The sequence below is a fragment of the Collinsella aerofaciens genome (assembly GCF_015670795.1).
Lineage (GTDB): Bacteria > Actinomycetota > Coriobacteriia > Coriobacteriales > Coriobacteriaceae > Collinsella > Collinsella aerofaciens_Q.
The window spans coordinates 24,704-47,424 of the sequence record NZ_JADPCJ010000019.1 but is presented as its reverse complement, the minus strand read 5'-3'; the positions used below and the strand labels follow the sequence as shown (position 1 = coordinate 47,424).

Below are 22,721 nucleotides of genomic sequence, written 5' to 3'. Positions count from 1 at the left end.
TCACCATTGTCGGCCTAATCCGCGGTCTTTCATGCAGCAGGGGCTCTCAATGTTTTTATGTCCTGCTCATATCGTCTCTGCCGGCACTCGGGAGCACTCCTCACTCTGGTGCATTGGGGACAGGTTTGTTTGCACCAGGTTGGTGCAGATTAACCTGCCCCCATTGCGCCAATTTCGTATGCGCTAGATGAAGAGCTCGCATTCCTTCCGCACGACGCAAACCTTGCTCAGCATCTGGGAAACAGCGGATAGTTTGCCGGAATCAAGCTTGCGAGCACCTCGCGGACATACGGCGATGCAGCGCATGCAGGAGATGCACGCCTCGCCAGCTGCTCGTTTGGGGTCACCCTTGTCGATAGCACAAACGGGGCACGCCGCGGCGCATGCACCGCAGGAGACACAATCCCCTGTTGCCTCGGGTGCCATGCGGTGACCTCTGGCTTGTTTATAAGGACGATTGCCGGGGATAGAGGGCTCGGACGCATCCTCAGCCAACAGCTTTTGCTGAATTTGCTGCGCAAACTCTGCGAGCTGCGCCGCATCCTGCGCATCCGGACGACCGGCAGCAAACTGTCGTGCAATGGAATGTTCTGCAATGGCTGCAACTGCCGCGATCACCCGGAATCCCGCATGCTTCGCAACGTCCTCCAGCTCTACGAGCGTGTCCTCAAACGCGCGGTTTCCGTATACGCAAACCAAAACAGCCCGAGCCCCGTTGCCGCGCACCATGCCCATCCGGTCAGCCACCACAGCCGGGATTCTACCGGCATACGCCGGCACAGAGATTACGGCCACGTCGTCCTCGGTCATCGAGACAGCGCTGAAATCTAGCCCGCTAACGGTCAGATCGACGGTAACGGTATTCTTGTCCAGTGCCCCGGCCACAAGGCCAGGCACCTTCTGCGTTCCACCCGTCGGACTAAACACAATTTCGAATACGCTCATCGAGACACCCTCCCCCTACGTCTGGCAACGCGTCAAGCCGTTTTCACATCCAGCCAGAGTATACGGCACGTGGGATCCCCATTTTGGTGCATCAAGCACCCCAATGCACCAACCCTACGCTGTCTGCCTCTTCGTTTTGTATAAATTACGGTACAGATTGTATATATTTACGGGATACCGCCGTGTTCTCCCGAGGTACCCCATCCTGGCCCGTGCAAAAAACGGAGTATTCTGCAACGTGACCGCGCCAGCAATACCCCGAGCGGGCAAACCTTTAGGGCGCTGCGTCATTTTGGGTTCCGACATGGCGAGAATGACGCGCCCCTGCTCCGGAAAACGACGAAATCTGACTCAGAACGCTCGCTAGGGATATCCGAAAGCCACCGTTGGCGACGTCAAATCATATGCAGACAACTCGAACTGCAGAATACTCCAAAAAATGCACGGCGCACCCCATGGGACCCATTGCCGCATGGTAGGAAACAGGCCCACGGCATCCTCTAGATGCATTCCCGAGGAAATCACATTTGAACTAGCGATCGGATACGGCAAACAAAAAGGGCCCCGAGCGTAGTTGCTCGGGGCCCTTGGTTCACCTCGCTCTAGCGGGCGATGCGTATGTTACTTGCGCTTGCCGCCGCCGTCACCGGGGCGACGGGAGCTGCCGCCGCGCTTGCCGCCACGACTATTGCCATAGCTACCACGATTATCGCGACCGCCGGCACGGCCGCCGCGGGAGCCGGCCTGGTTGCCGCCACGCCCGCCACGATAGCCGCCACGACGCTCCTCGCGGGTATCGTCGTAGTTGCGCCAGTCATCGCGACGATCGCGGCTGGCACGCGGATCGCGGCGATCGCGCGACTCGTTAGAGCGGCCAGCACCGCTGCGGCTGCCATTGCCACGAGTGCCCTCGCGATGCTCGCCGCCACGGCCACCGCGCTCATCAAAGCGCTTGCCGCCACGGGACTCGCCGCCGCGAGTACCACGCTCGCCACGCGAACCGCGGCCCTCGCCGCCACGGCGCTCATCACGGCCGCCGCGCTCGCCATCGCGACCGGAACGACGACGATCGCCCGAACCACGCTTGCCGCCACGCGAGCCACGGCCCTCGTCCTCGCGCTCAACACGGCGACGACCGCCGCGGTCCTCGTCCTCGCGGCGACGGCGATGCGCCTCGCCCTGGAACTGCTTGGCACGGCGCTCGGCACGGTTGCCGCGCGGGGCCTGCTCAACGACACCAGCACCGCCGCGCTCCTCGGCAGCCACCTCGCGGGCCACGCTCTCCACAGCCTCGTCCACGCGAGCCTGAACGCCCTCGCGCACGCGGGTCTTGCCGCCGCGCTTGGGACGGCTCGGACGCTCACCGTCGCCGCGACGCTCGTCTCGACCGCGGTTGGAACGACCGGCCACATCACCGTAATCGTCGCCGTTGCGTTTGCCGTCGCGACGCGCCTGCTCAAGCTTCTTCTTGCTCTTGGACTTGCCGCGCTTGGTCTTCTTCTTCACCTTAAAGGCCGCAGGATCGCGCTCGGGGTCAACCGCGGGCGGATTGGGGCCCACATGCAGGTCGCCGGCCTCGTAGATGTCGGCGGTCTTGTCCATGAGCTTCTCGATCTCGTAGAACTCATCGACATCCTGCTCGGTCACAAACGTGATGGCCCAGCCCAGCTCGCCGGCGCGGCCCGTACGGCCAATACGGTGGATGTAGTCGGTCGGCTCGGCCGGCACGTCAAAGTTCACGACGTAGCGCACGTCGCTGATGTCGATGCCGCGGGCGAGCACGTCGGTTGCCACCAACACGTCAACGGTACCGTCGCGGAAGGCCGAAAGGGCACGCTCGCGCTGAGCCTGGCTGCGGTTGCCGTGAATCGCGGCGGCCTTGATGCCCTTGCGCTCCAGACGACGGCAGCAGCTGTCGGCGCGGTGCTTGGTGCGCATAAAGACGATGGTGCGCTCCGGGCCCTCCTTCTTGAGGAACTCGGGCAGCAGGTTGTTTTTGGCCTCGATGGACACCGGGAACACAAACTGGTCGACGGTGTCGGCGGTCGACGTGGCGGGCGCGATCTCCACGCGAGCCGGATCGCTCACCAGGTCGGTGATCTCGCCCACGGCCTCCTCGTCGAGCGTCGCCGAGAACAGCAGCGTCTGGCGCTCGGCCGGCGTCTCGCGCACAATGCGGCGGACGGCGGGCAAAAAGCCCATGTCGAGCATGCGGTCGGCCTCGTCGAGCACCAGGACCTTAACCTCGTCCAGGTGGCAGGCGCCCTGCTCGATCAGGTCGACCAGACGACCCGGCGTGGCAACTAGGATATCGCAACCGTACTTGAGTGCCGCGGTCTGCGGCTTGTAGCTCACGCCGCCCACGACGGTCACGGCAACGTGGCCCGTGACGTCGGCGATTTTGCTTGCGACCTCGTCGATCTGCTGGGCAAGCTCGCGCGTGGGGGTGATGACGAGCATCACGGGGCCACGGCCGTTGCCCTCGGGCTTTTTAGCACCGCGACGGCGGTTGCGGCCGCCACGCTCGCGCACGGGTTTGGGAGGAGCGATGTGCTCCAGATTGTTCATAGTCGGCAGCAAAAAGGCGGCCGTCTTGCCGGTGCCGGTCTGAGCGGCGGCAAGCAGGTCACGGCCCTCGAGCACTACGGGGATCGAGCCGGCCTGCACGGGCGTGGGCGCCGTGTAGCCCAGGTTCTCGATAGCACGAAGCATCTCGTCGGAGAGGCCCAGCTCGTCAAAGGCGGGCAGGCTCTCGGTAGCGGACTCGACGGCCTGGGCGGCATTGGCCTCATCGGCGGCATCGAAGGCAGCCTGGGTCATGGCCTCGCAGGTCTCGTCCAGAATCTCGGCGTCGGTGACGTCAGATACAGAATTACGCATATGTTGTTGTTCCTTATCTGCACGCGCAATGGGCACGGCATGCGGCCGCGCGGGCGTGCTTGGTAGTGCGCTAATACATACAAAAACAGGTGCGCACAGAGAGGACGTTGCTCAGCACGCTGGCGATCGCTTTGGCAGCCCTATCACGCGCCGTCCAGACGCAGCAGCTCTAAGCGATGGAGCAGATTCGCCGCCGGTTAGTATACCCGTGCTTCGCATGCCCCCACGTAAACCACAGATGACGAGGCGGACGAGGTGGGCCCGGCTGATTGTCTCAATCTGTAACATCTACAGGGCGAATCTTCCTCTACGTGTTACAGATCGAGACAAACGGTCGACACGGCTCACAAACGTCTCAATCTATAACAGTTAACGAGTAAAATCGGCCCTAATTGTTATAGATCAAGACAGAGGGGGATTTCCGTCCAGTCCAAACCAAATCTCTCAGTCTTCCTGCAATTTCGAACATGTGGCCTATAATGTTGCTTTAGTTACGCTATATATTGCGCAGCCATTTAATACGTCGCCCACCGGGGGCCATTAATTCCTATCGCCATATTGGCTAGGAAGCAATCAAAGGAGGTATCCGTGGCAGCAGAGACGCCTTGCTCGGTCCTCTATAACGATATTCGCTCGTTCGGCGGTCTTAAACATCTCGAGATCGCCCGAATGCTCATCAATGGAAACTCTTATCTCGGCAGTACCCTGCTCGAGAAATGCTCTTCCAACCGCTCGTATCTCACCCGTTACATCGTCCATCGCAAGCCTGACCAGTGCGCGCCCTCCATCTACAGCGACTTTACCGTCACCACGCTCAACCTTTCCTCGGCAATCTGCAGCAAGCTCGGCGGCGGCGAGTCCGCCTATCGGGCAATCGCCGAGCACTATCGCGGTCCGGCCGCCAACGAAATGATGTCGGCTCTCGCCAGCTACAAGCTGGACAGCCGCCTATATGCAAATGCCCTCAATCGCATCGACAACTTTGACGGCAATGCCGTGCGCGAGAAAAGCACGCTTTACCTTATGCTCTTTGTGGCAACGGGGGCGCTCGCCGATCCCGTTCAGGGCGTGGCCACCGTCGAGCGCTTTTGCGACAGCAAGACGGGCGAGCACTTTGGCACCACCGAAACTACCGTCGGACGTGGCTTTATGAGCAGCCTGGAGCAGCCGCGCACCGTCGCCCCCAACCTCGGTCTGCTCAGAACCCATGCCGACAACTGCGCCGGCATGCAAATCCATCCCCTCACACGCGATCCGCGCGGCACCGTGATTGGTTCTTTGCCCAAAACCTCGCCCAGCATCACCGATGTGGGCGCCGACGCATCGCGCGAGCATCTTCGCATTTGGCTTGAGGGTGAGCACTGGTACGCCCAGGGCCTTGGGTCGACCAACGGCACAGTGCTCGAATCGGGCGCGGGTGACGGCGATATTGTGATTGAGCCGCCGCGCGACCAACGCGAGCCTGGCAAGATCTATCCCCCAGTGGAAATCGAAAACAGCGACAGGCTCCATCTGGGTCTCTACACGACATTCCTTGTCATTGTGGACTAGCGCGGACGGCGATCGGAAGACGGTCGCCGTCCGTCTTTCGTCTTCTACCTTCTGCGTCGTAAACGACAATGCTCAGCGGTATACGTGGGCAGTGCGGCTATCATGGTACTTTACCGATATCCGCACTGCTCGCGTATACGTGCGGCAACCCATGCCAGACAAAGGAACGCCATGGATACTACCGATAGCGCCTATGGCGACAAACTCATCCGTCTCGATACGTTCGATACCGCCGTGGCGGTCGACCCCAGCGCCGAGGACGACGCCAAACGTCGGTTTATGACGCTTATTCTCCAGACGGCCCACCGCAACAACGGCAACATCGGGCACGTGCTGCGCGCGACCAACACGAGCGGCGAGGTCTTTGCCGTCAAGCTGCTCAAGGACAACGCTATCCTTTCCGGCCAAGCCCCCGACCGCTCCGCCGAGCAATCGGCAGCGCACCTGGCCAGCACCGCCGCGCTGTTCGAGGAGTACCGTCATCTGTGTACCGTCTCGCACCTGCGCGGATTTCCGCGCGTCTATGGCTACGGATCGTGCGAGGATGACCCTCTCATCCTCATGGAGTGGGTCGAGGGCACCTCGCTCAAGCAGGCGCTGCCCCTGCTTCCGCACGACGCCTCGGGCGGGCTGACCACCCAGATGGTCGCCGCCGTCGGAAACGCCGTGCTTCGTGCGCTCTTGATGACCCAAGGCCTCGTGAATCCGGTCATCCATCGCGACCTGTCGCCTGCCAATATCATGTTCCGCACCACCAGCCGAACGCTCGAGCAGCAGATTGCTGATTGTTCCTTTGACCCCTGCCTCATCGACATGGGCTCCGCGACCATGGCTCTCGGCGACGACACGATCACCCGGCGCGCCGACATCTGGCGTTTTGCCACGCCCGCATACGCCGCGCCCGAGATGCTCACGCAGGATATCGAAGGCATCGCGGCCCTTCGCCGTTCGCCGGCAATCGACGTCTATGCGCTTTCGAGCATTCTGTACCAGCTCTACAGCGGTCGCAAACCGTTTGACTTTGAGTCGACGGACGCCGCTGCAACCGGCTCGTTCTATCTCGTAAAGACCAAGACCAAGCCGGCACCGCTCGAGCCGCGCTGCGAGGGCGATGAGGCGCTCGTCCAGATCATCATGAAGGGTCTCTCAGTCGAGCAGTGCGATCGTCCCACCGAGCAGCAGATGCTCGAGGTGCTCTCGGCATACCTCACCGACGCCGAATCCGAAGGCCGCGAGGGCGCGGGCAGTGACACCGCAATTGACATCGACTCCGGTACGCACCTTAAGGTCGACGTCGCCGGCGAGCGCGCGAGAGAGATCCTGGAGCAGGCCCGGCACGATGCCATGACCCGCCGCCGCTTTATTATCGGTGGCGTTGTCGCAGCCGTTGCGGGGCTAGGCGTTATCGGGGCGGCAACCCATGGCTTTGGCATCCCCGACTACCTGGACGGCATCCGCAGTTCACTTGACGACTACACTTGGGATCAGCTGCAGGAGATTTCGCTCAAGATTAAGGCCACCGAGACCCGTAGCGAGGCACGCGAGATTGCCAGGCGCTATCATCTGCTCGATGCCGATGGGCATATCCCCTATCCGTGTACCAAGCGTGTCACGCTCACCAACGGGCTGCAGGTTGGCGCGCAGCTTGTGGGCATCCGCCACGATGAGCTTCTGGACGGGACGGGCAAGGCCGGACTAACGTTTATGTTCGACGCGGGTATTGCCGAGCGCAACGCTGCGGCTGAACCGCCGAGCGCCGGCTGGGCAGATTGCGAGCTGCGGGAATGGCTCAACGGCGACGGCCTTAAGCTGCTGCCCAACGAGTTGCGCGCACTCATTAAAGGGGTCAAGAAGGTCTCGAACAATGTGGGCGCCGCCAACAGCGCATCGTGCCTGAGCGAGTTGCCCGCAACCCTTTGGCTGCCCGCCATGGTCGAGCTGTGCGGTACGCAACCGCCCGATTCGTTTACCGAGGGCTATCACTACCTGGCAGACATCTACAACGGCGAGGGCAGGGAGTATCAGCTCTTCCGCGAGCTCAAGGTGAGCCCGTATTCCACGAACGAGACGATGGTCCGCCAGTGGAAGGGCAAGGACACCTGTTGGTGGGAGCGCACGGTGAGCCCCGACACATCGGAGAGCGAAGGCACGCTCTATATGAACCGCGTGGGGCACGACGGCGACGTCTTTACGTACGCAACGCCTGCGGAAAAGCCAAGCAAGCTAACCTGTGTGATCCCCGGGTTCTGTATCTAGGCGGCGGGCGTCTTGCCGTGACGGGACCCCTCCCCGGCAATTGTCTCGATCTGTAACAGTAAGGGGTCAAAAACCTCTCTAGATGTTACAAATCAAGACATTTGAGTTGACCGCGGACGGTTTGTCTCGATCTGTAACATCTAGCAGGAAAAACGGTCCTTAGGCGTTACAGGTTGAGACGTTAAGTTGTGGCTCGATGTAATGTCTCGATCTGTAACAGTTACTCGACAAAAACGGGTCTAGTTGTTACAGATTGAGACATTAGACCGGCTACGGTCCGCCGACCTGGCTATCACCTCGGCCAATAACAGAATGGCATACATTTCAATCTCCACTGTATACCCCCAGGGGGTATGGGTGTATAGTATCGGCAGGTTAACAATTCCAACACCGAACCACAGAAAGGAGAAGCCATGGCTCAAGATAAGTTCGACGTAGGCGGCATGACATGCGCCGCCTGCCAGGCGCACGTGGACCGCGCCGTAAGCAAACTCGACGGCGTCCAAAGCGTCGCGGTCAACCTACTCGCCGGCTCCATGATGGTCGACTACGACCCCGCGCAGGTCTCCCCCGACGATATCTGCACCGCCGTCGACCGTGCCGGCTACTCGGCCTCGCTCGTCGATGCGGACACCGGTGCCGCCGGCTCAAACGGCAGCACGCGAGCCAGCTCTGGCGCTGCCCATATGGAGTCGCCGACCAAAAAGCTGGAGGCCGCCGCCTCTGCCATGCGCACCCGCCTCATCGTCTCGATCGTATTCCTCATCCCGCTGTTCTACATAGGCATGGGGCACATGCTCGGCTGGCCGCTGCCCGGCATTTTCACCGACCATACCCACAGCATGACGCTCGCCCTCACCGAGCTCGTCCTGCTCATCCCCATCGTCTATGTCAACGACGCGTACTTTATCAATGGGTTTAAATCGCTCGCGCACGGCGCGCCCACCATGGACGCCCTTATTGCCGTGGGCGCCACCGCCTCCATCGCCTGGTCGATCTACGCCATGTTCATCATGGCCGACCAATTAGCCGCGGGTCAGGTCCACGAAGCCATGATGACAGGCATGGACAATCTGTATTTTGAGAGCGCGGGCACGATCCTGTCGCTCGTCACCGTGGGCAAATACCTCGAGACACGCAGCAAGTCCAAAACCGGCGGCGCCATCGAGGCGCTCATCGACTTGGCGCCCAAGACCGCGACCGTCGTGGCAGAGGACGGTACCGAGACCACTGTGGACGTCGACGCCATCCTTCCCGGCCAGGTCCTGCGCGTGCGCCCCGGCGAGTCCATCCCCGTCGATGGCGTGGTGCTCGAAGGCAGCTCGGCCGTGGACGAGAGCGCGCTCACCGGCGAGTCCATCCCCGTGGAAAAGACCGCCGGTGACACCGTCAACGCCGCCACCGTCAACCGCACCGGCTCGTTTACCTTCCGCGCCACGCGTGTGGGTGCCGAGACATCGCTCGCCAAGATCATCAAGCTTGTCGAGGACGCCAACGCCACCAAGGCGCCCATCGCCCGCATGGCCGACAAGGTCGCCGGCGTGTTCGTGCCCGTGGTGTTCGTGATCTCGGCCGTGACCTTTGTGGTGTGGATGGCACTGACCGGCAGTATGAACGAGGCGCTCACCTCCGCCGTGGCCGTACTGGTGATCAGTTGTCCGTGTGCATTGGGCCTGGCAACGCCCGTCGCCATTATGGTGGGCACCGGCAAGGGCGCCGAGATGGGCATTCTGTTCAAGAGTGCCGAGGCGCTGGAGAACCTGCGCAGCGTGGGCACCGTGGTGCTCGATAAGACGGGCACGGTCACCCGCGGCAAGCCTGCCGTGACCGATATCGTGGTGGCTACGCGCGCCGACGGCTCGCCCGCCATGAGCGAAAAGGCGCTGCTCAAGCTGGCCGCTGCGCTGGAGCGCTCAAGCGAGCACCCGCTGGCCGAGGCGATTTTGGCCGAGTGCGAGGCGCGCGGAATTGTCGCGCGCATGGTCGAGGACTTTGCCGCCGTGCCCGGTCGTGGCGTGACGGCGCGCGAGGGGCAAAACACCATTGAAGCCGGCAACGTACGCCTGATGGACGAGTTGGGCGTTACCGTGCCCGCGGGTCTTGCCGAGCAATTTGCCGCCGAAGGCAAGACGCCGCTGTTCTTTGCCAAGAACGGCGAGCTCGTCGGTACCATCGCCGTGGCTGACGAGGTCAAAGAGACGAGCGCCGAGGCCATCGCCGCGCTCCGCAAGCTCGGCGTCGACGTGCGCATGCTCACCGGCGATAACCGCGTGACGGCCGAGGCAATCGCCCGCCGCGTGGGGCTGAGCAGCAAGCAGGTCATCGCCGACGTCCTCCCCGCCGACAAGGAGCGCCACGTGCGCGAGCTGCAGGATGCGGGCAGCAAGGTCGCCATGGTGGGCGACGGCATCAACGACTCCCCCGCCCTGGCGCGCGCCGACGTGGGCCTTGCGATCGGCACTGGTGCCGACATCGCCAAGGAAGGGGCGGATGTGGTGCTCATGCGCAGCGACCTCATGGACGTCGCCCGCGCCATCGAGCTGTCGCGCGCGACGATCCGCAACATCAAGCAGGACCTGTTCTGGGCACTGTTCTACAACGGCATCGGCATTCCGCTCGCCGCGGGCGTGTTCTTCCCGCTCACCGGATGGCAGCTCTCGCCGATGTTTGGCGCCGCGGCCATGAGCCTGTCGAGCGTCTGCGTCGTAAGCAATGCGCTGCGCCTAAAATCCTTTAAGCCTAAAGTGGCAAAATAGGCTCACCATTAAGTCCATTTAGAACGGGTTTTCCAGGTGCCCGAGATTGACCTGAAAGAGGAGCGACGCGTACTTTGGTACGCGAGCGACGGCTTGAAGGTCAAGGTCGGGTGGTTGAGAAAGCCAACACAACAGAGAGGGATACCCATGCGTTACACAATCAAAACTTCCGGCCTCATGTGCGGCCACTGCGACGCCACTGTCGAGACGGCACTGCTCAACGTGGTCGGCGTGACCGACGCCGACGCCGATCACGAGACCCAGACCGTCCAGGTGGAGTGCGCCGACACCGTGACCGCCGAGCAGCTCGCCGCCGCCGTCGAGGCCGCGGGCGAGAAGTTCCACGCCCTGTCCGTGACCGCCGCGTAGCAGACGCTGCCTACTCAATCCTCAGAAGTTGCGGTGAAATAGTTCCTGTTTTAGCGCTCCAAGCCATCAATCAAGAACTATTTCACCGCAACTGACGGGGGCATCCGGAAGATCGACCAGAAACGAGGACCCGACATGATGGCAGACCACAAATCGGTGACCCGCATGCTCAAGACGGCACGCGGCCAGATCGACGGCATCTTGCGGATGGTCGATGAGGACCGCTATTGCGTCGATATCTCCACGCAGCTCATGGCCACACAGGCGCTCCTCGCGCGCATTAACGCCGACGTGCTCAAGGCGCATATCGAGGGCTGCGTGACTTCGGCAATCGAATCGGGCGACGAAGACCTCAAAGCCGCCAAGCTCGCCGAGATCGAACGCGTCGTCGACAAGCTCTCCAAGTAATTGGGGCATTGGGGACAGACTACTTTGCACCGTCTTGGTGTTCCGGGGACAGGAATGTTTGCACCACCTTGGTGCAGATTAACCTGTCCCCCTTGCTCTAAATCGGGTATAAAGGCGTGCAGCATATCGAACGAAAGGCAATTTGCATGAATGACTTTATGAAAGGACGCAATGGCGCCGACGAGCTCACCATCGTGATGGGTTTTGCCGGCATCGTCATCGCGATGATCGGATCGATAGCCCGCATCCAGTGGCTCAGCTGGATCGCCATCGCCGTCATCGTGATTGGCGTGCTGCGCGGCCTGTCCAAAAATATCGATGCACGTCGCAAGGAGAACGAGGCCTTTGTCGCCGGCTCGGCTAAGGTCCCCGGCTTGGGCAAGTTCGTCGCCAGCTTGGGCGGCGGGGCCGCAGCGGCCAGCACCAGCAAGGAAGACTTTGAGCGTGCCAAGCGCACGGCCAAGAAGATGTGGAAGGGTCGCAAGACCACGGCATACCTCAAGTGCCCCAACTGCGGCCAGATACTCTCCGTCCCCAAGGGCAAGGGCAAGATCCGCGTCACCTGCCCCAAGTGCCACGCCAAGATGGAAACGCGCTCATAGCGCCCGCACGCGGGACAAACTAATCAGGTTTGTTTGTCCCAAATCTTAAGAATTTGTTCGATACAAAAGCCGAGGCCTCGTGTTGAGACCTCGGCTTTTGTATGCGGCAACGGAGTTGTCCCTTTGTCACACCTATGCCACGCCGTCGCGGGCGAGCTCCTCGGCCAGCGCTTCGGCAGGCATGGTCATAATCGTGTCGAGCTCGGCGTCCACCTCGGGGATACGCTTCACCTTGAGCTTGCGCACCAGATCGCCGCGGCACATCACGTGCATTGGCTCACGCAGGGCGCACAGGTCATCGAGCGGGTTCTCGCGCGTCACCAGGATATCGGCGGCCTTACCGCACTCGATTGTGCCGGTCTCGCCGCCCAGGCCCAGCAGTTCGGCATTGACCTGCGTGGCCGTATGCAGCGCGAAGGCGTTGCTCACGCCCACATACTTGGCAAAATAGGCCACCTCACGCCACATGTCATACTGCGTCACGAACGGGCAGCTCGAATCCGTGCCTAGGCCCACCCTAACACCAGCTTCCAGTGCGGCACGGGCGCTCTCGATGATGCCCGAGCACACGATGTCGCCGTTCTTCTTTTGCGTATCGGTCGAATGAGTCTTTTCCGGATCGAGCAATACAAACGGCAGCGCCGGGCTGATAGTGCAGGTCACACTCGGCGCACGTCCCTCGAGCTGCGTACCCGCGGCGCCGCGGTACAGCTCCAGGATCTCGGGCGTCAACGGAGCGCCGTGCTCAATCGTGTCAACGCCGGCCTCAAGCGCGGCCTTCACGCCCTCGGTACTCTCGACATGAGCCATAACCGGAAGGCCCATATCGTGCGCCGCCTTGCACGCCGCTGCGGCAACCTCCACGGGCATACGCAGCACACCCGGCTCGCCCACCTCGGTCGCGTCGAACACGCCACCCGTTACGAACAGTTTAATGACGTCGGCACCGCGCGCATACAGGTCGCGCACCTGTTCGGCCGCCTCGGCGGGACTGTTAGCCACCTGGGCGAACAAGCCAGCACCATGGCCCCCCGGCACCGTAACGCCCGTTCCCGGCGCCACCAGGCGAGGACCTTGATACTTGCCGGCATCGATAGCATCGCGCACGGCAAGATCCGCAAACAGCGGGTCGCCCGCGCCACGCACCGTTGTCACGCCGCTTGCCAACTGCTGTTGGGCGCTGCCTTTGAGGATGTGGCGGACGATGGCGCGGCCCACCGGATTATCGAGCTTCTTCATCAGCGCGCCCGCATCGCCCGCCGAGACCGGCTTGCCCGAGCCGCACAAATGCACATGCATATTGATGAGGCCTGGCATGAGATACGCACCTGCCAGGTCGACGACCTCGGCGCCAGCAGGCGCCTGCGCCACAGCACTCGGCCCCATCCACGTGATGACACCGCGCTCAACGACCACGGCCATGTCGGGCTGCGGCTCCATATGTTCCGAACCATCCAGGACGGTCGCATTGATAAACAACGTGGAACGATCGGTAGACGCCATATCGAGCTCCTCCCTCACGATTAACTTGAACATTTGTCCATTATCATCCAGCGCGACAGGGTTGCTGCGGACATATCGGCTAACGGGAGGAAGAGAAGGGCGTGAGGATGAACAGACCAGTGCAGCGATGCTTCGGTCGTTCCAGCAAAACGTCTTGATCTATAACAGATAGACCGTCTTTACCCTTCCAAATGTTACAGATCGAGATTTTCGGTCATGCCTCCGGCCTTTGTCTCAATCTGTAACAGATAGACCGATTTTTGGCCATCAGATGTTACAGATCGAGATATTCCCAGCCCCGTCGTCAAACGTCTAAATCTGTAACAAGTAGACAGGTTTTCGGCCTCTAGATGTTACAGTTTGAGATCTTTCATCAGCCGCCAACCTTTTGTCTTAAGCTGTAACAGTTACGAGGCCAAACGGTCCCCTGTTGTTACAGATTAAGACGGTCCGCTTCAGTGCCCATACCACTGACGTCTCCATTCCTCAGCCAAATCGGCCCGTCGCGGAATACCTGCTAGCCCCATCTTTTCAACCAATTTCCCCGGGTTCTTGAGCTCATCAAACGTGAACCGAAGCACCTTGTGCCCGAGCATTGTCAGATGGGATTCCCGCTGACGCTCTGCCACGAACGGGTCGACCGACTCCCGACCCTCGCCGTTCTGCAAGGTATACTTCCCCTTTCCGTCGAGCTCGCCGATGACACATGTCCCGTCCTCGAGCCTCCAGAAATAATCAACGCGAAACACCTGACTCGAATCGAGCGGATCGCGAAACTCCACCTGCAACTCCGGAACCGGAAAGCCGTATGCAATAAAGAATGCTCGGAACCGAGACTCGCCACCGTTTTCGGACAGGCCGTCCGCATGCGACGCAATCACCTGAGCTCTGCGATATCCTCGCCTGCCCTCGCAATCGGCCTGGAGCCGTTCGCAGAGGTCGTCGCGCGACATGCCCTTCGCCCGCAATGCAGAATCGGCGATCGCCAGACCATACGAAAACGGCGCACGCAGCAGACAATCCTCCACCGTGCGCCAAAACGGCGTCACCCGCACGCCATCGACGCGTTCAAGCGCACCCGCCGCCTGCGGACGCAGCAGTCTACATCCCGTACTCAACGCCACCGAACAACCCGTCTTGACCAAGTAACGCGGTCCAAGCAGATCATTCGGCACCTCCAGACCCCACAAAAGCGCCGCGTCATAACCCCAAAACGCCCAATCGGGATGAAACTCCGCAAGCCCTTTGATGGTACGCAGCGCTCGCTCCGCCGGCGTCAATGCATCCCATTCATGCTGAAAACAGAATAGGTGCGATTCGGGCTCCGCAATATCGTCTGTGCCCACATGGCGCCGCAGCCACATGAGCTCGGCATTGTCGTGTGTTACAAGCGGCACGCCTTGTTCAGCCGCCTCCGTGAGCCTGGCAAGCATCCTATTCCGCGCCAAGGTGTTACGCGTCGCTTGCTCGTGTTTAAGAACGGTATTAGACACTTTCATCACCACCACATCGGACAAATGAGCCATTGTCACCGTTGCCACTGTCGGCAAACGTCTTGATCTGTAACAGTTACGAGCACAAGCAGCCGCCAAACGTTACAGATCGAGACGTTCGCGCAGCATTGCACCTCTTTGTCTCGATCTGTAACAGTTAGGTCGAATTTTGGCCTGGAGATGTTACAGATTGAGACATTCCCCCAGCCAGGTTCCAAACGTCTCGATTTGTAACAGTTAGACGTTCTCCAGGCTCCCAAACGTTACAGATTTAGACAAACCAGCAGAGCCCAATCATTCGTCTCGATCTGTAACAGGAAGACCGGTTTTTTGTCCCTAAACGTTACAGACCGAGACAAATAGACAGACGGCGGCGCCGCGACCGCCCATCCCCTACTCCCATTCCTGTTCGTAGATGTTGAGGGACTTTACGTAGCGCCCCTGGGCACCCATGATGTCGCGGACCAACCTCAAAAAGAAGCTGATACACGAGGTGTCGAAACCGTCCTCTAGGTCCTCGGGATGCACCGCGCCGGGCCCGTCGACCGCCGTATCGCTCAGGCGTGCAATGTCGTAGAGGTAGAGCTGCCCCGCCGTCAGCCAAATATCGTCAACGCACGCGATGCGCACCGCAATCGCACCTTCGCGCCAGTGCTCTTTTTGCACGATATGTGGGTCGTAGACATCAAAACGTCGGTCGGTGCGCGTGTCGCGCAGCGCGACCATACCAGTCACAGGATCCTTGTCCAAAATGCCAAAGCGCGAGAAATACTGCGTGTCGCGCACCTGTTCGAGCCGTCTGAGCGAAGCAGGCGAAAGCGACGTCGGCGGCTCGTCCACATACAGCTCAAGCAGCGTCTTGTCATGGTAATAGGGACGCTCGAACAGCAGCCAATCGGTAAATGCCATGTTATAGGCCATGATTTCATTTTGCGAGGGCTCCTCGCAATAGCTGAGCCATGGATCGACGATCACTTCGAACTGTGTGCGCGCCGACTCCAAAAACTGAAACTTGCGCAGCATCCAAAACTGGGCCATGTCGGCAATATCGTTACCAACGGCCTCGGCCAGACGTCCCCGGTCCAAAACATGATCAGCCATGGCATCCTCCTCAAACTGATGAACCTCAATTTGAGCTTACGGGGAGGGCCGGTGGTCGCCGCCAGCGCGGACGAAATGGGCATAAGGCTGCAAACCAGATGCTGACCGAATACTTGACGGAACGCTTGACCGATACGTTATACCGAAGCAAAACCCCAGTTAAACATAGGCAAATAAACAGAGATTTTGAGCTTGCCAGCCGCAGCCATCACGAAAACAGCAAGGCACCGCGAGCCCGCACGTCAGCAAATGAGCAGTCAGACGTTAAGAGTGTCCCCAACGACTAGACAAAAAAAGCGCGTCCCCAATGACTAGTCGTTGGGGACGCGCCCGAATGACTACCTTACAGCCTCAAGGCCTCGGCGACCTCGGCAGCGCAGGCGAGGGCATCGGCCATGGCGCTCACCACGAGCGAGCTGCCGTTGCGGGCATCACCGGCCACATACACCGGCGCGGCATCCGCAGCAACACCATCCACGCGGGCCGCAAGGTGCGAGCCCTCGGAAGCCATCACGGGCAGCGGGCGGCCCGCCGTGGCAACAGGCACGCCGACAGCTTCGAACACGCCGTGCTCGGGACCCGTAAAGCCACAGGCGATGAGCACCAGCTGCGCCGGCACCTCGTGCTCGGAGCCCGCAATGTGCTCAGGCTTGCCGGCCGACCAATCCAGATCGACCACGCGCAGGCCCGCGGCTGCGCCCTTCTTGTCCAGCAACACCTCGAGGGTATCCACGCCCCAGGCGCGCATCTCGCCACCCATGGCGGCAATGGCCTCCTGCTGACCATAGTCGGTCTTCTTCACATTGGGCCACTGCGGCCAGGGGTTGCTCGCCGTACGCTTATCGGGCGCAGCCGGCAAGAACTCAAACTGACGCACGCTGCGCGCGCCCTGACGTACGGCGGTACCCACGCAGTCGTTGCCCGTATCGCCACCGCCAATGACCACAACGTCCAGGCCGCGCGCGTTCACCGCGGGCTCACCACCATCGAGCACCGAGACGGTCGACGCCGTCAGGTAGTCCACGGCATACACCACGCCCGGAGCATCCACATTCGTAGCCGAAAGACCGCGGGGCGCGCGGGCACCGGCAGCCACCACAACGGCGTCAAAGCCATTGAGCTTGGCCGCTACCGCAGGGTCCGTCACGTCGGCGCTCAGCTCAAAGACGATACCCAGCTCGCGCATAAGTGCCACACGGCGCTCGACTACGGACTTCTCGAGCTTCATGTTGGGAATGCCGTACATGAGCAGGCCGCCCGGGCGGTCGTCACGCTCAAACACCGTCACGCGGGCACCGCGACGCGCGAGCTCCCATGCAGCCACCAGGCCAGCCGGGCCGGAACCAACCACGGCGACCGTGGGCGCATCCTCCCCTGCCGGCTCAAAGCGGCGCGGGCCGCCGTTGGCCCACTCATGGTCGCTGATCGCACGCTCGTTGTCGTGAATCGTCGTGGGCTGGCCGTCGACCGAGCCCAGGTTGCACGCGGCCTCGCACAGCGCCGGGCACACGCGGCTCGTGAACTCGGGCATGGGCGAGGTGAGTGACAGACGCTCGGCAGCCTCGTTCCAGCGGCCGCGATACACTAGCTCGTTCCACTCGGGAATCAGATTGTGCAGTGGGCAGCCACTCGGACGCGCCTTGCCAAAGCTCGCGCCCATCTGACAAAACGCCACACCGCACATCATGCAGCGGCTCGCCTGGGCACGGCGCGCATCGTCGTCGAGCTCCACGTACAGCAGATCGAAATCGCGGCTGCGCTCCTCCACGGGGCGCAGCTCGTGGGTCACGCGATCGATATCAAGAAAAGCACCGGGCTTACCCATGGCACTTACGCCTCCTTCTTGGTCGAAGCAACAGAGCTGGCGGCGGCGGGCACAGCGCCAGCGACACCACCCGCCACATCAAAGCGAGCGACATCGGCGGCGTCGGCGCGACCGGTCACAATGTCAAACGCCAGCTCCTCGGCCTGCTCATGCGTCTTGCCGACGGCCTCGGCGGCGGCGACAATCGCCAGCACGCGCTCGTACTCGGTCGGAATGACCTTCACAAAGTGCTTGCTCATCGTCTCAAAGCTGTAGAGCAACTTAATGCCGCGCGGGCTCTGCGTCGCGTCCACGTGCTCCTGGACGAGCGCACGAATCTGCGCCAGCTCACCGGCCGTCGGGGCTTTAAGATCAACGCTCTCGTGGTTCACACGGGCATCGAGCGTGCCGTACTGGTCAAAGACGTAAGCCACGCCGCCCGTCATGCCGGCGGCGAAGTTCTGCCCGACCTCGCCCAGGATGAGCGCCAGACCTCCCGTCATGTACTCGCAGCCATGGTTGCCGCAGCCCTCGACCACCACCGTGGCACCGGAGTTGCGTACGCCAAAGCGCTGGCCGGCCAGGCCGTTAATGAAGCCGCGGCCACTCGTAGCGCCAAAGAACGCAACGTTGCCCACGATGATGTTCTCGTCGAACTTGTAGGTCGCATGCGGGTTGGGGCGCACCGACACCTCGCCGCCCGAAAGGCCCTTGCCAAAGTAGTCGTTGGCGTCGCCGCACACGTTGAGCGTAATGCCGCGCGGCAGGAAGGCGCCAAAGCTCTGACCGGCCGAACCATCGCAATCGATGGTGATGGAGCCGGCGGGCAGGCCCTCGGGATGCGCCTTGGTCACCGCGTTGCCCAAGATGGTGCCCACGCAGCGGTTGACGTTGGCGATATCGGCGCGGAAGCGAATCGGACGCAGGTGCGCACGGGCATCGGCCGTATAGGGCACAAACAACGTGGAGTCGAGCGTCTTTTCGAGCTCGCTGTCCGCAGCCATCTGCGGCAGGAAGTGACGACCGTCGGCACCCGGGATGTGGGCACCGAACTCGCAGGTCGCGCTCGCCAGCACGGGCGACAGATCGAGCAGGTTGGCCTTGCGGTTGCCCGGGACCTCAATCTGGCGCAAGCACTCGGGATGGCCGACCATCTCGTCGACGGTGCGGAAGCCCAGGCTCGCCATGACCTCGCGCAGCTGCTCGGCAACAAAGAGCATAAAGTGCTCGACGTGCTCGGGCTTGCCGCGGAAGCCGCGACGCAGGCGACAGTTTTGCGTGGCGATGCCGGCCGGGCAGGTATCCTGCTGGCAGTCGCGCTGCATAAGGCAGCCCATGGAGATGAGCGGCATGGTCGCAAAGCCAAACTCCTCGGCACCCAGCAGGCAGGCGACGGCGACATCGGTGCCGTCCATGAGCTTGCCGTCGGCTTCGAGCACCACGCGTGAGCGCAGGCCGTTTTGCAGCAGCGTCTGCTGGGCCTCGGCAAGGCCAAGCTCCAGCGGCAGACCGGCGTGCCAGATCGAATCGCGCGCCGCAGCACCGGAGCCGCCGTTGTGGCCGCTGATCAAGATCTTGTCGGCGGCACCCTTGGCCACACCGGTGGCGATGGTGCCGACGCCGGCCTCGCTGACCAGCTTGACCGACACGCGTGCGCCGGGGTTGGCGTTCTTAAGATCGAAGATAAGCTCCGCCAGGTCCTCGATGGAGTAGATGTCGTGGTGCGGCGGAGGCGAGATCAGGCCGATGCCGGGCGTGGACTGACGGACCTCGGCGATCCAGGGGTAGACCTTCTTGCCGGGCAGGTGGCCGCCCTCGCCGGGCTTGGCGCCCTGGGCCATCTTGATCTGAATCTCAAAGGCGCTGCACAGGTAGCGGCTCGTCACGCCAAAGCGCGCGCTTGCCACCTGCTTGATGGCGGAATTCTTGGAGTCACCGTTAGCCAGCGGGGTCTCGCGGCGCGGATCCTCGCCGCCCTCGCCCGAGTTGGAACGGCCGTGCAGGCGGTTCATGGCGATGGCCATGCACTCGTGTGCTTCCTTGCTGATGGAACCGTACGACATGGCGCCGGTGTTAAAGCGGCGAACGATGTTGAGCGCGGGCTCGACCTCGTCGAGTGCCACCGGGGTGCGGCCGCCGGCATCAAAGTCCAGCAGGTCGCGCAGGCGCACGGCACGGCCGGTGCGGTGCAGGCGGGCGCTGTACTCCTTAAAGGTGTCGTAGCTGTCCTCGCGGCAGGCGGTCCGCAGCAAGTAGACAGTCTGCGGATCGATGAGGTGATCCTCGCCGCCGAGCGGGCGCCACTTGGTCAGACCCAACGTGGGCAGCTGATCGGGAGCCGGGCTCTTAAGGATAGCGAGCGCGGCGTCGTAGCGCTCATTCTGCTCACGCTCGACGTCCTCGACACCCATACCGCCCACACGGCTCACCGTGCCGGCGAAGTACACGTTGACGAACTCCGGAGTGAAGCCCACGGCCTCGAAGATCTGCGCCGAATGGTAGCTCTGCACCGTGGAGATGCCCATCTTGGACATGATGGAAACGATGCCGGCGGTCGCAGCCTTGTTGTAGTTGGCGATGCCCTGCTCGGCCGTCACGTCCAGGTCGCCGCGTGCCGCCAGATCGCGGATGCACGCATGTGCGTTGTACGGATAGATGCCACTCGCGGAGTAGCCCACCAGTGCCGCAAAGTCGTGCGGAGACACGGCGTCGCCGCACTCCACCACGATGTCGGCAAAGGTACGCACGCCGGCGCGGATCAGGTGGTTGTGCACGCAGCCCACGGCGAGCAGCGACGGCACGGGCACCTCACCCGCAGCGGCGCGATCGCTCAACACCACGATGTTCACGCCGTCGCGGACCGCAGCCTCAACATCCTCTGCAAGCTGCTTGAGCGTAGCCTGCAGCGCGCCCTCGCCGGCATCGCGGCGGTAGACGGCACGGAAGCGACGGGTCTTAAAGCCCACGCGGTCGATGGCGCAGATGCGGTCGAACTCCTCCTCGTTGAGCAACGGGCGCTCCAAGCGCACCAGCTGGCAGGCCGTGCGGGAGTCCTCGAGCAGGTTGCCGTGGTTGCCCAGGTAGAGCGTGGTCGAGGTGACCATGTGCTCGCGCAGGGCATCGATCGGCGGATTCGTGACCTGGGCGAACAGCTGATAGAAGTAATCGAAGAACGAACGCGTCTTCTTGGACAGGCAGGCCAGCGGCGCGTCGATGCCCATCGAGGCGAGCGGTGCCTTGCCCTGCTGGGCCATGGGACGCACGACCTCGTCGACGTCATCCCAGTGGTAGCCGAGCTTGGCCATGCGCACGGCGGCGGGCACCTCGGCGTCCTCGGCGGGCGTTGCCGCAACGGGCTCATCGAGCGCGTCAACGGTCAGCGTCTCCTCGGCAATCCAATCACGGTAGGGCTTTTCCTTGGCATAACGGGCGCGCAGCTCGTCGTTGTAGATGACGCGCCCGCGGGCAAAGTCAACCTCGAGCATCTGGCCCGGCCCCAGACAGCCGCTCGTCAGGATGTTCTCGGGGCTCACCTCGATGGTGCCCACCTCGCTTGCCAGCATAAAGCGGCCGTCGCGCGTCACGTAGTAACGAGCGGGGCGCAGGCCGTTACGGTCGAGGGCGGCGCCCAGCGTGCGACCGTCGGTAAAGGCGATGGCCGCCGGGCCATCCCACGGCTCCATGAGCATGGACTGGTAAGCGTCGTAGGCGCGGCGCTCCTCGCTCAGGCTGTCGTTGTGGTCCCACGGCTCGGGCAGCAGCATGGATGCAGCACGCGTAAGCGGGCGACCGTTCATGACCAGGAACTCAAGCACATTGTCCAGAATCGCGGAGTCGGAACCCTCGCGGTTGATGATGGGCATCACGCGCTCAAGATCGTGCTGCAGCACGGGGCTGTACAGGTTGGGTTCGCGGGCGCGAATCCAGTTGACGTTACCCTTGAGGGTGTTGATCTCGCCGTTGTGGATGATAAAGCGGTTGGGGTGCGCGCGCTCCCAGCTGGGCGTGGTGTTGGTGGAGTAGCGCGAGTGGACGAGCGCCACGGCCGTCTTGACGGCGGCATCGTTGAGGTCGGTGAAGAAGCGGCGCATCTGCGTGGCGACCAGCATGCCCTTGTACACGATGGTGCGCGAGCTCATGGAGCACACGTAGAAGATCTTGTCGCGCAGGGCAAACTCGGCGTCGGCTTTCTTCTCGATGGTGCGGCGGCACACATACAGGCGGCGCTCGAAGGCGTCGCCCGCCGGCGTGTCGTCGGGGCGACCCAGGAAGGCCTGCAGGATAGTAGGCATGCAGGCGCGGGCGGTCTCACCCAGATCGTGTGGGTCGACCGGCACCTCGCGCCAAAAGAGCAGCGGCACGCCGGCCTCGGCGCAGCCCTCCTCAAACACGAGGCGGGCATCCTCTACGCCTTTGTCGTCCTGTGGAAAGAACAGCATGGCCACGCCATAGTCGCCCTCTGCCGGCAGAATCTGGCCGCACTTTTGAGCCTCTTTACGGAAAAAGTGATGCGGAACCTGGAACAGGATGCCAGCGCCGTCACCGGTGTTCTTCTCGAGTCCCGTGCCGCCGCGGTGCTCCAAGTTGACCAGAATGGACAGCGCATCGTCCAGAATCTGGTGATGGCGCTCACCGTTGATATCGGCAAGCGCGCCGATGCCACACGCATCGTGATCGAATTCGGGGCGATAAAGGCCCTGCTGCTGAGCGGAATCTGCCTGCATCGCGATCCTCCCCTAAATATTAGACAATCAGTTGAATAGGCATACTAGGAGCATCACCGGCCCGTTGTGTTTCCCGCCCGTTTCGAAACAATCGCGTAACGCACGCCCTACGAGTGGACACCGCCGACCTCAAGGACGACAACAAGGGCCCCAAGTTCGGCCTGTAAGCTCACCGCTTCAAACATCTCAATCTGTAACAGGAAGACCCAATTTTGGCGCCTAGATGTTACAGATTGAGATGTTTTCGAGAGACATTTCCGAATGTCTCGATCTGTAACACGAAGGGCCGGTTTTTGCAGCTAACTGTTACAGATCGAGATTTTCCATAG

The 22,721-nt window shown here is 62.0% G+C and carries 13 protein-coding genes; 6 read left to right on the top strand and 7 right to left on the bottom strand.

Features of this window, described 5'->3' with window-relative positions; all coding sequences use genetic code 11:
- Nucleotides 1-183: 183 nt before the first annotated feature.
- Both I4W09_RS06985 and I4W09_RS06980 read right to left on the bottom strand, forming a co-directional pair.
- The gene (locus I4W09_RS06985; RefSeq protein ID WP_196033150.1) at nucleotides 184-945 is read right to left on the bottom strand and encodes a 4Fe-4S dicluster domain-containing protein; all 762 of its coding nucleotides are present in this window, start codon (nucleotides 943-945) and stop codon (nucleotides 184-186) included.
- Between the two features lie 621 nt (nucleotides 946-1,566).
- A complete protein-coding gene (locus I4W09_RS06980; protein ID WP_196033147.1) occupies nucleotides 1,567-3,825 on the bottom strand; it encodes a DEAD/DEAH box helicase in 2,259 nt (752 codons plus the stop codon).
- 588 nt (nucleotides 3,826-4,413) lie between these two features.
- Here I4W09_RS06980 and I4W09_RS10610 point away from each other — a divergent pair.
- The 6 genes from I4W09_RS10610 to I4W09_RS06950 all read left to right on the top strand — a co-directional run bounded on the left by I4W09_RS10610 (nucleotide 4,414) and on the right by I4W09_RS06950 (nucleotide 11,767).
- Complete coding sequence (locus tag I4W09_RS10610) at nucleotides 4,414-5,376, top strand: FHA domain-containing protein (protein ID WP_196033144.1); 963 nt, start codon at nucleotides 4,414-4,416, stop codon at nucleotides 5,374-5,376.
- Between the two features lie 171 nt (nucleotides 5,377-5,547).
- Nucleotides 5,548-7,632, top strand: coding sequence for a protein kinase domain-containing protein (locus I4W09_RS06970; protein WP_196033141.1), 2,085 nt, complete (start codon nucleotides 5,548-5,550; stop codon nucleotides 7,630-7,632).
- A 413-nt stretch (nucleotides 7,633-8,045) separates the two neighbouring features.
- The gene (locus tag I4W09_RS06965) at nucleotides 8,046-10,388 is read left to right on the top strand and encodes a heavy metal translocating P-type ATPase (protein ID WP_196033138.1); all 2,343 of its coding nucleotides are present in this window, start codon (nucleotides 8,046-8,048) and stop codon (nucleotides 10,386-10,388) included.
- A 147-nt stretch (nucleotides 10,389-10,535) separates the two neighbouring features.
- Nucleotides 10,536-10,757 (top strand): heavy-metal-associated domain-containing protein, encoded by a 222-nt coding sequence (locus I4W09_RS06960; RefSeq protein ID WP_055285700.1) that lies wholly within the window; start codon nucleotides 10,536-10,538, stop codon nucleotides 10,755-10,757.
- A 138-nt stretch (nucleotides 10,758-10,895) separates the two neighbouring features.
- On the top strand, nucleotides 10,896-11,165 hold the full coding sequence (locus I4W09_RS06955; RefSeq protein WP_229066831.1) for a metal-sensing transcriptional repressor: 270 nt from the start codon (nucleotides 10,896-10,898) through the stop codon (nucleotides 11,163-11,165).
- Nucleotides 11,166-11,311: 146 nt separating this feature from the next.
- The gene (locus tag I4W09_RS06950) at nucleotides 11,312-11,767 is read left to right on the top strand and encodes a hypothetical protein (protein WP_196033135.1); all 456 of its coding nucleotides are present in this window, start codon (nucleotides 11,312-11,314) and stop codon (nucleotides 11,765-11,767) included.
- 132 nt (nucleotides 11,768-11,899) lie between these two features.
- Here I4W09_RS06950 and I4W09_RS06945 read toward each other — a convergent pair whose 3' ends face one another.
- From I4W09_RS06945 to gltB, 5 genes are all read right to left on the bottom strand, one after another.
- On the bottom strand, nucleotides 11,900-13,270 hold the full coding sequence (locus I4W09_RS06945) for an amidohydrolase family protein (protein WP_230318721.1): 1,371 nt from the start codon (nucleotides 13,268-13,270) through the stop codon (nucleotides 11,900-11,902).
- 455 nt (nucleotides 13,271-13,725) lie between these two features.
- Nucleotides 13,726-14,787, bottom strand: coding sequence for a hypothetical protein (locus tag I4W09_RS06940; protein WP_196033113.1), 1,062 nt, complete (start codon nucleotides 14,785-14,787; stop codon nucleotides 13,726-13,728).
- A 369-nt stretch (nucleotides 14,788-15,156) separates the two neighbouring features.
- Nucleotides 15,157-15,864 carry a hypothetical protein gene (locus I4W09_RS06935; RefSeq protein ID WP_196033109.1) on the bottom strand — a complete coding sequence of 236 codons (708 nt, stop codon included), beginning with the start codon at nucleotides 15,862-15,864 and terminating at the stop codon, nucleotides 15,157-15,159.
- A 343-nt stretch (nucleotides 15,865-16,207) separates the two neighbouring features.
- Nucleotides 16,208-17,689 carry a glutamate synthase subunit beta gene (locus I4W09_RS06930; protein WP_196033105.1) on the bottom strand — a complete coding sequence of 494 codons (1,482 nt, stop codon included), beginning with the start codon at nucleotides 17,687-17,689 and terminating at the stop codon, nucleotides 16,208-16,210.
- A 5-nt stretch (nucleotides 17,690-17,694) separates the two neighbouring features.
- Nucleotides 17,695-22,392 (bottom strand): glutamate synthase large subunit, encoded by a 4,698-nt coding sequence (gltB, locus tag I4W09_RS06925; RefSeq protein WP_196033102.1) that lies wholly within the window; start codon nucleotides 22,390-22,392, stop codon nucleotides 17,695-17,697.
- Nucleotides 22,393-22,721: the final 329 nt, after the last annotated feature.

Excerpts from the sequence above, each read along its gene's own strand:
- I4W09_RS06985 (WP_196033150.1), bottom strand. The coding sequence starts at position 945 with ATGAGCGTATTCGAAATTGTGTTTAGTCCGACGGGTGGAACGCAGAAG.
- I4W09_RS06980 (WP_196033147.1), bottom strand. The coding sequence starts at position 3,825 with ATGCGTAATTCTGTATCTGACGTCACCGACGCCGAGATTCTGGACGAG.
- I4W09_RS06970 (WP_196033141.1), top strand. The coding sequence starts at position 5,548 with ATGGATACTACCGATAGCGCCTATGGCGACAAACTCATCCGTCTCGAT.
- I4W09_RS06965 (WP_196033138.1), top strand. The coding sequence starts at position 8,046 with ATGGCTCAAGATAAGTTCGACGTAGGCGGCATGACATGCGCCGCCTGC.
- I4W09_RS06960 (WP_055285700.1), top strand. The coding sequence starts at position 10,536 with ATGCGTTACACAATCAAAACTTCCGGCCTCATGTGCGGCCACTGCGAC.
- I4W09_RS06955 (WP_229066831.1), top strand. The coding sequence starts at position 10,896 with ATGGCAGACCACAAATCGGTGACCCGCATGCTCAAGACGGCACGCGGC.
- I4W09_RS06950 (WP_196033135.1), top strand. The coding sequence starts at position 11,312 with ATGAATGACTTTATGAAAGGACGCAATGGCGCCGACGAGCTCACCATC.
- I4W09_RS06945 (WP_230318721.1), bottom strand. The coding sequence starts at position 13,270 with ATGGCGTCTACCGATCGTTCCACGTTGTTTATCAATGCGACCGTCCTG.
- I4W09_RS06935 (WP_196033109.1), bottom strand. The coding sequence starts at position 15,864 with ATGGCTGATCATGTTTTGGACCGGGGACGTCTGGCCGAGGCCGTTGGT.
- I4W09_RS06930 (WP_196033105.1), bottom strand. The coding sequence starts at position 17,689 with ATGGGTAAGCCCGGTGCTTTTCTTGATATCGATCGCGTGACCCACGAG.
- gltB (WP_196033102.1), bottom strand. The coding sequence starts at position 22,392 with ATGCAGGCAGATTCCGCTCAGCAGCAGGGCCTTTATCGCCCCGAATTC.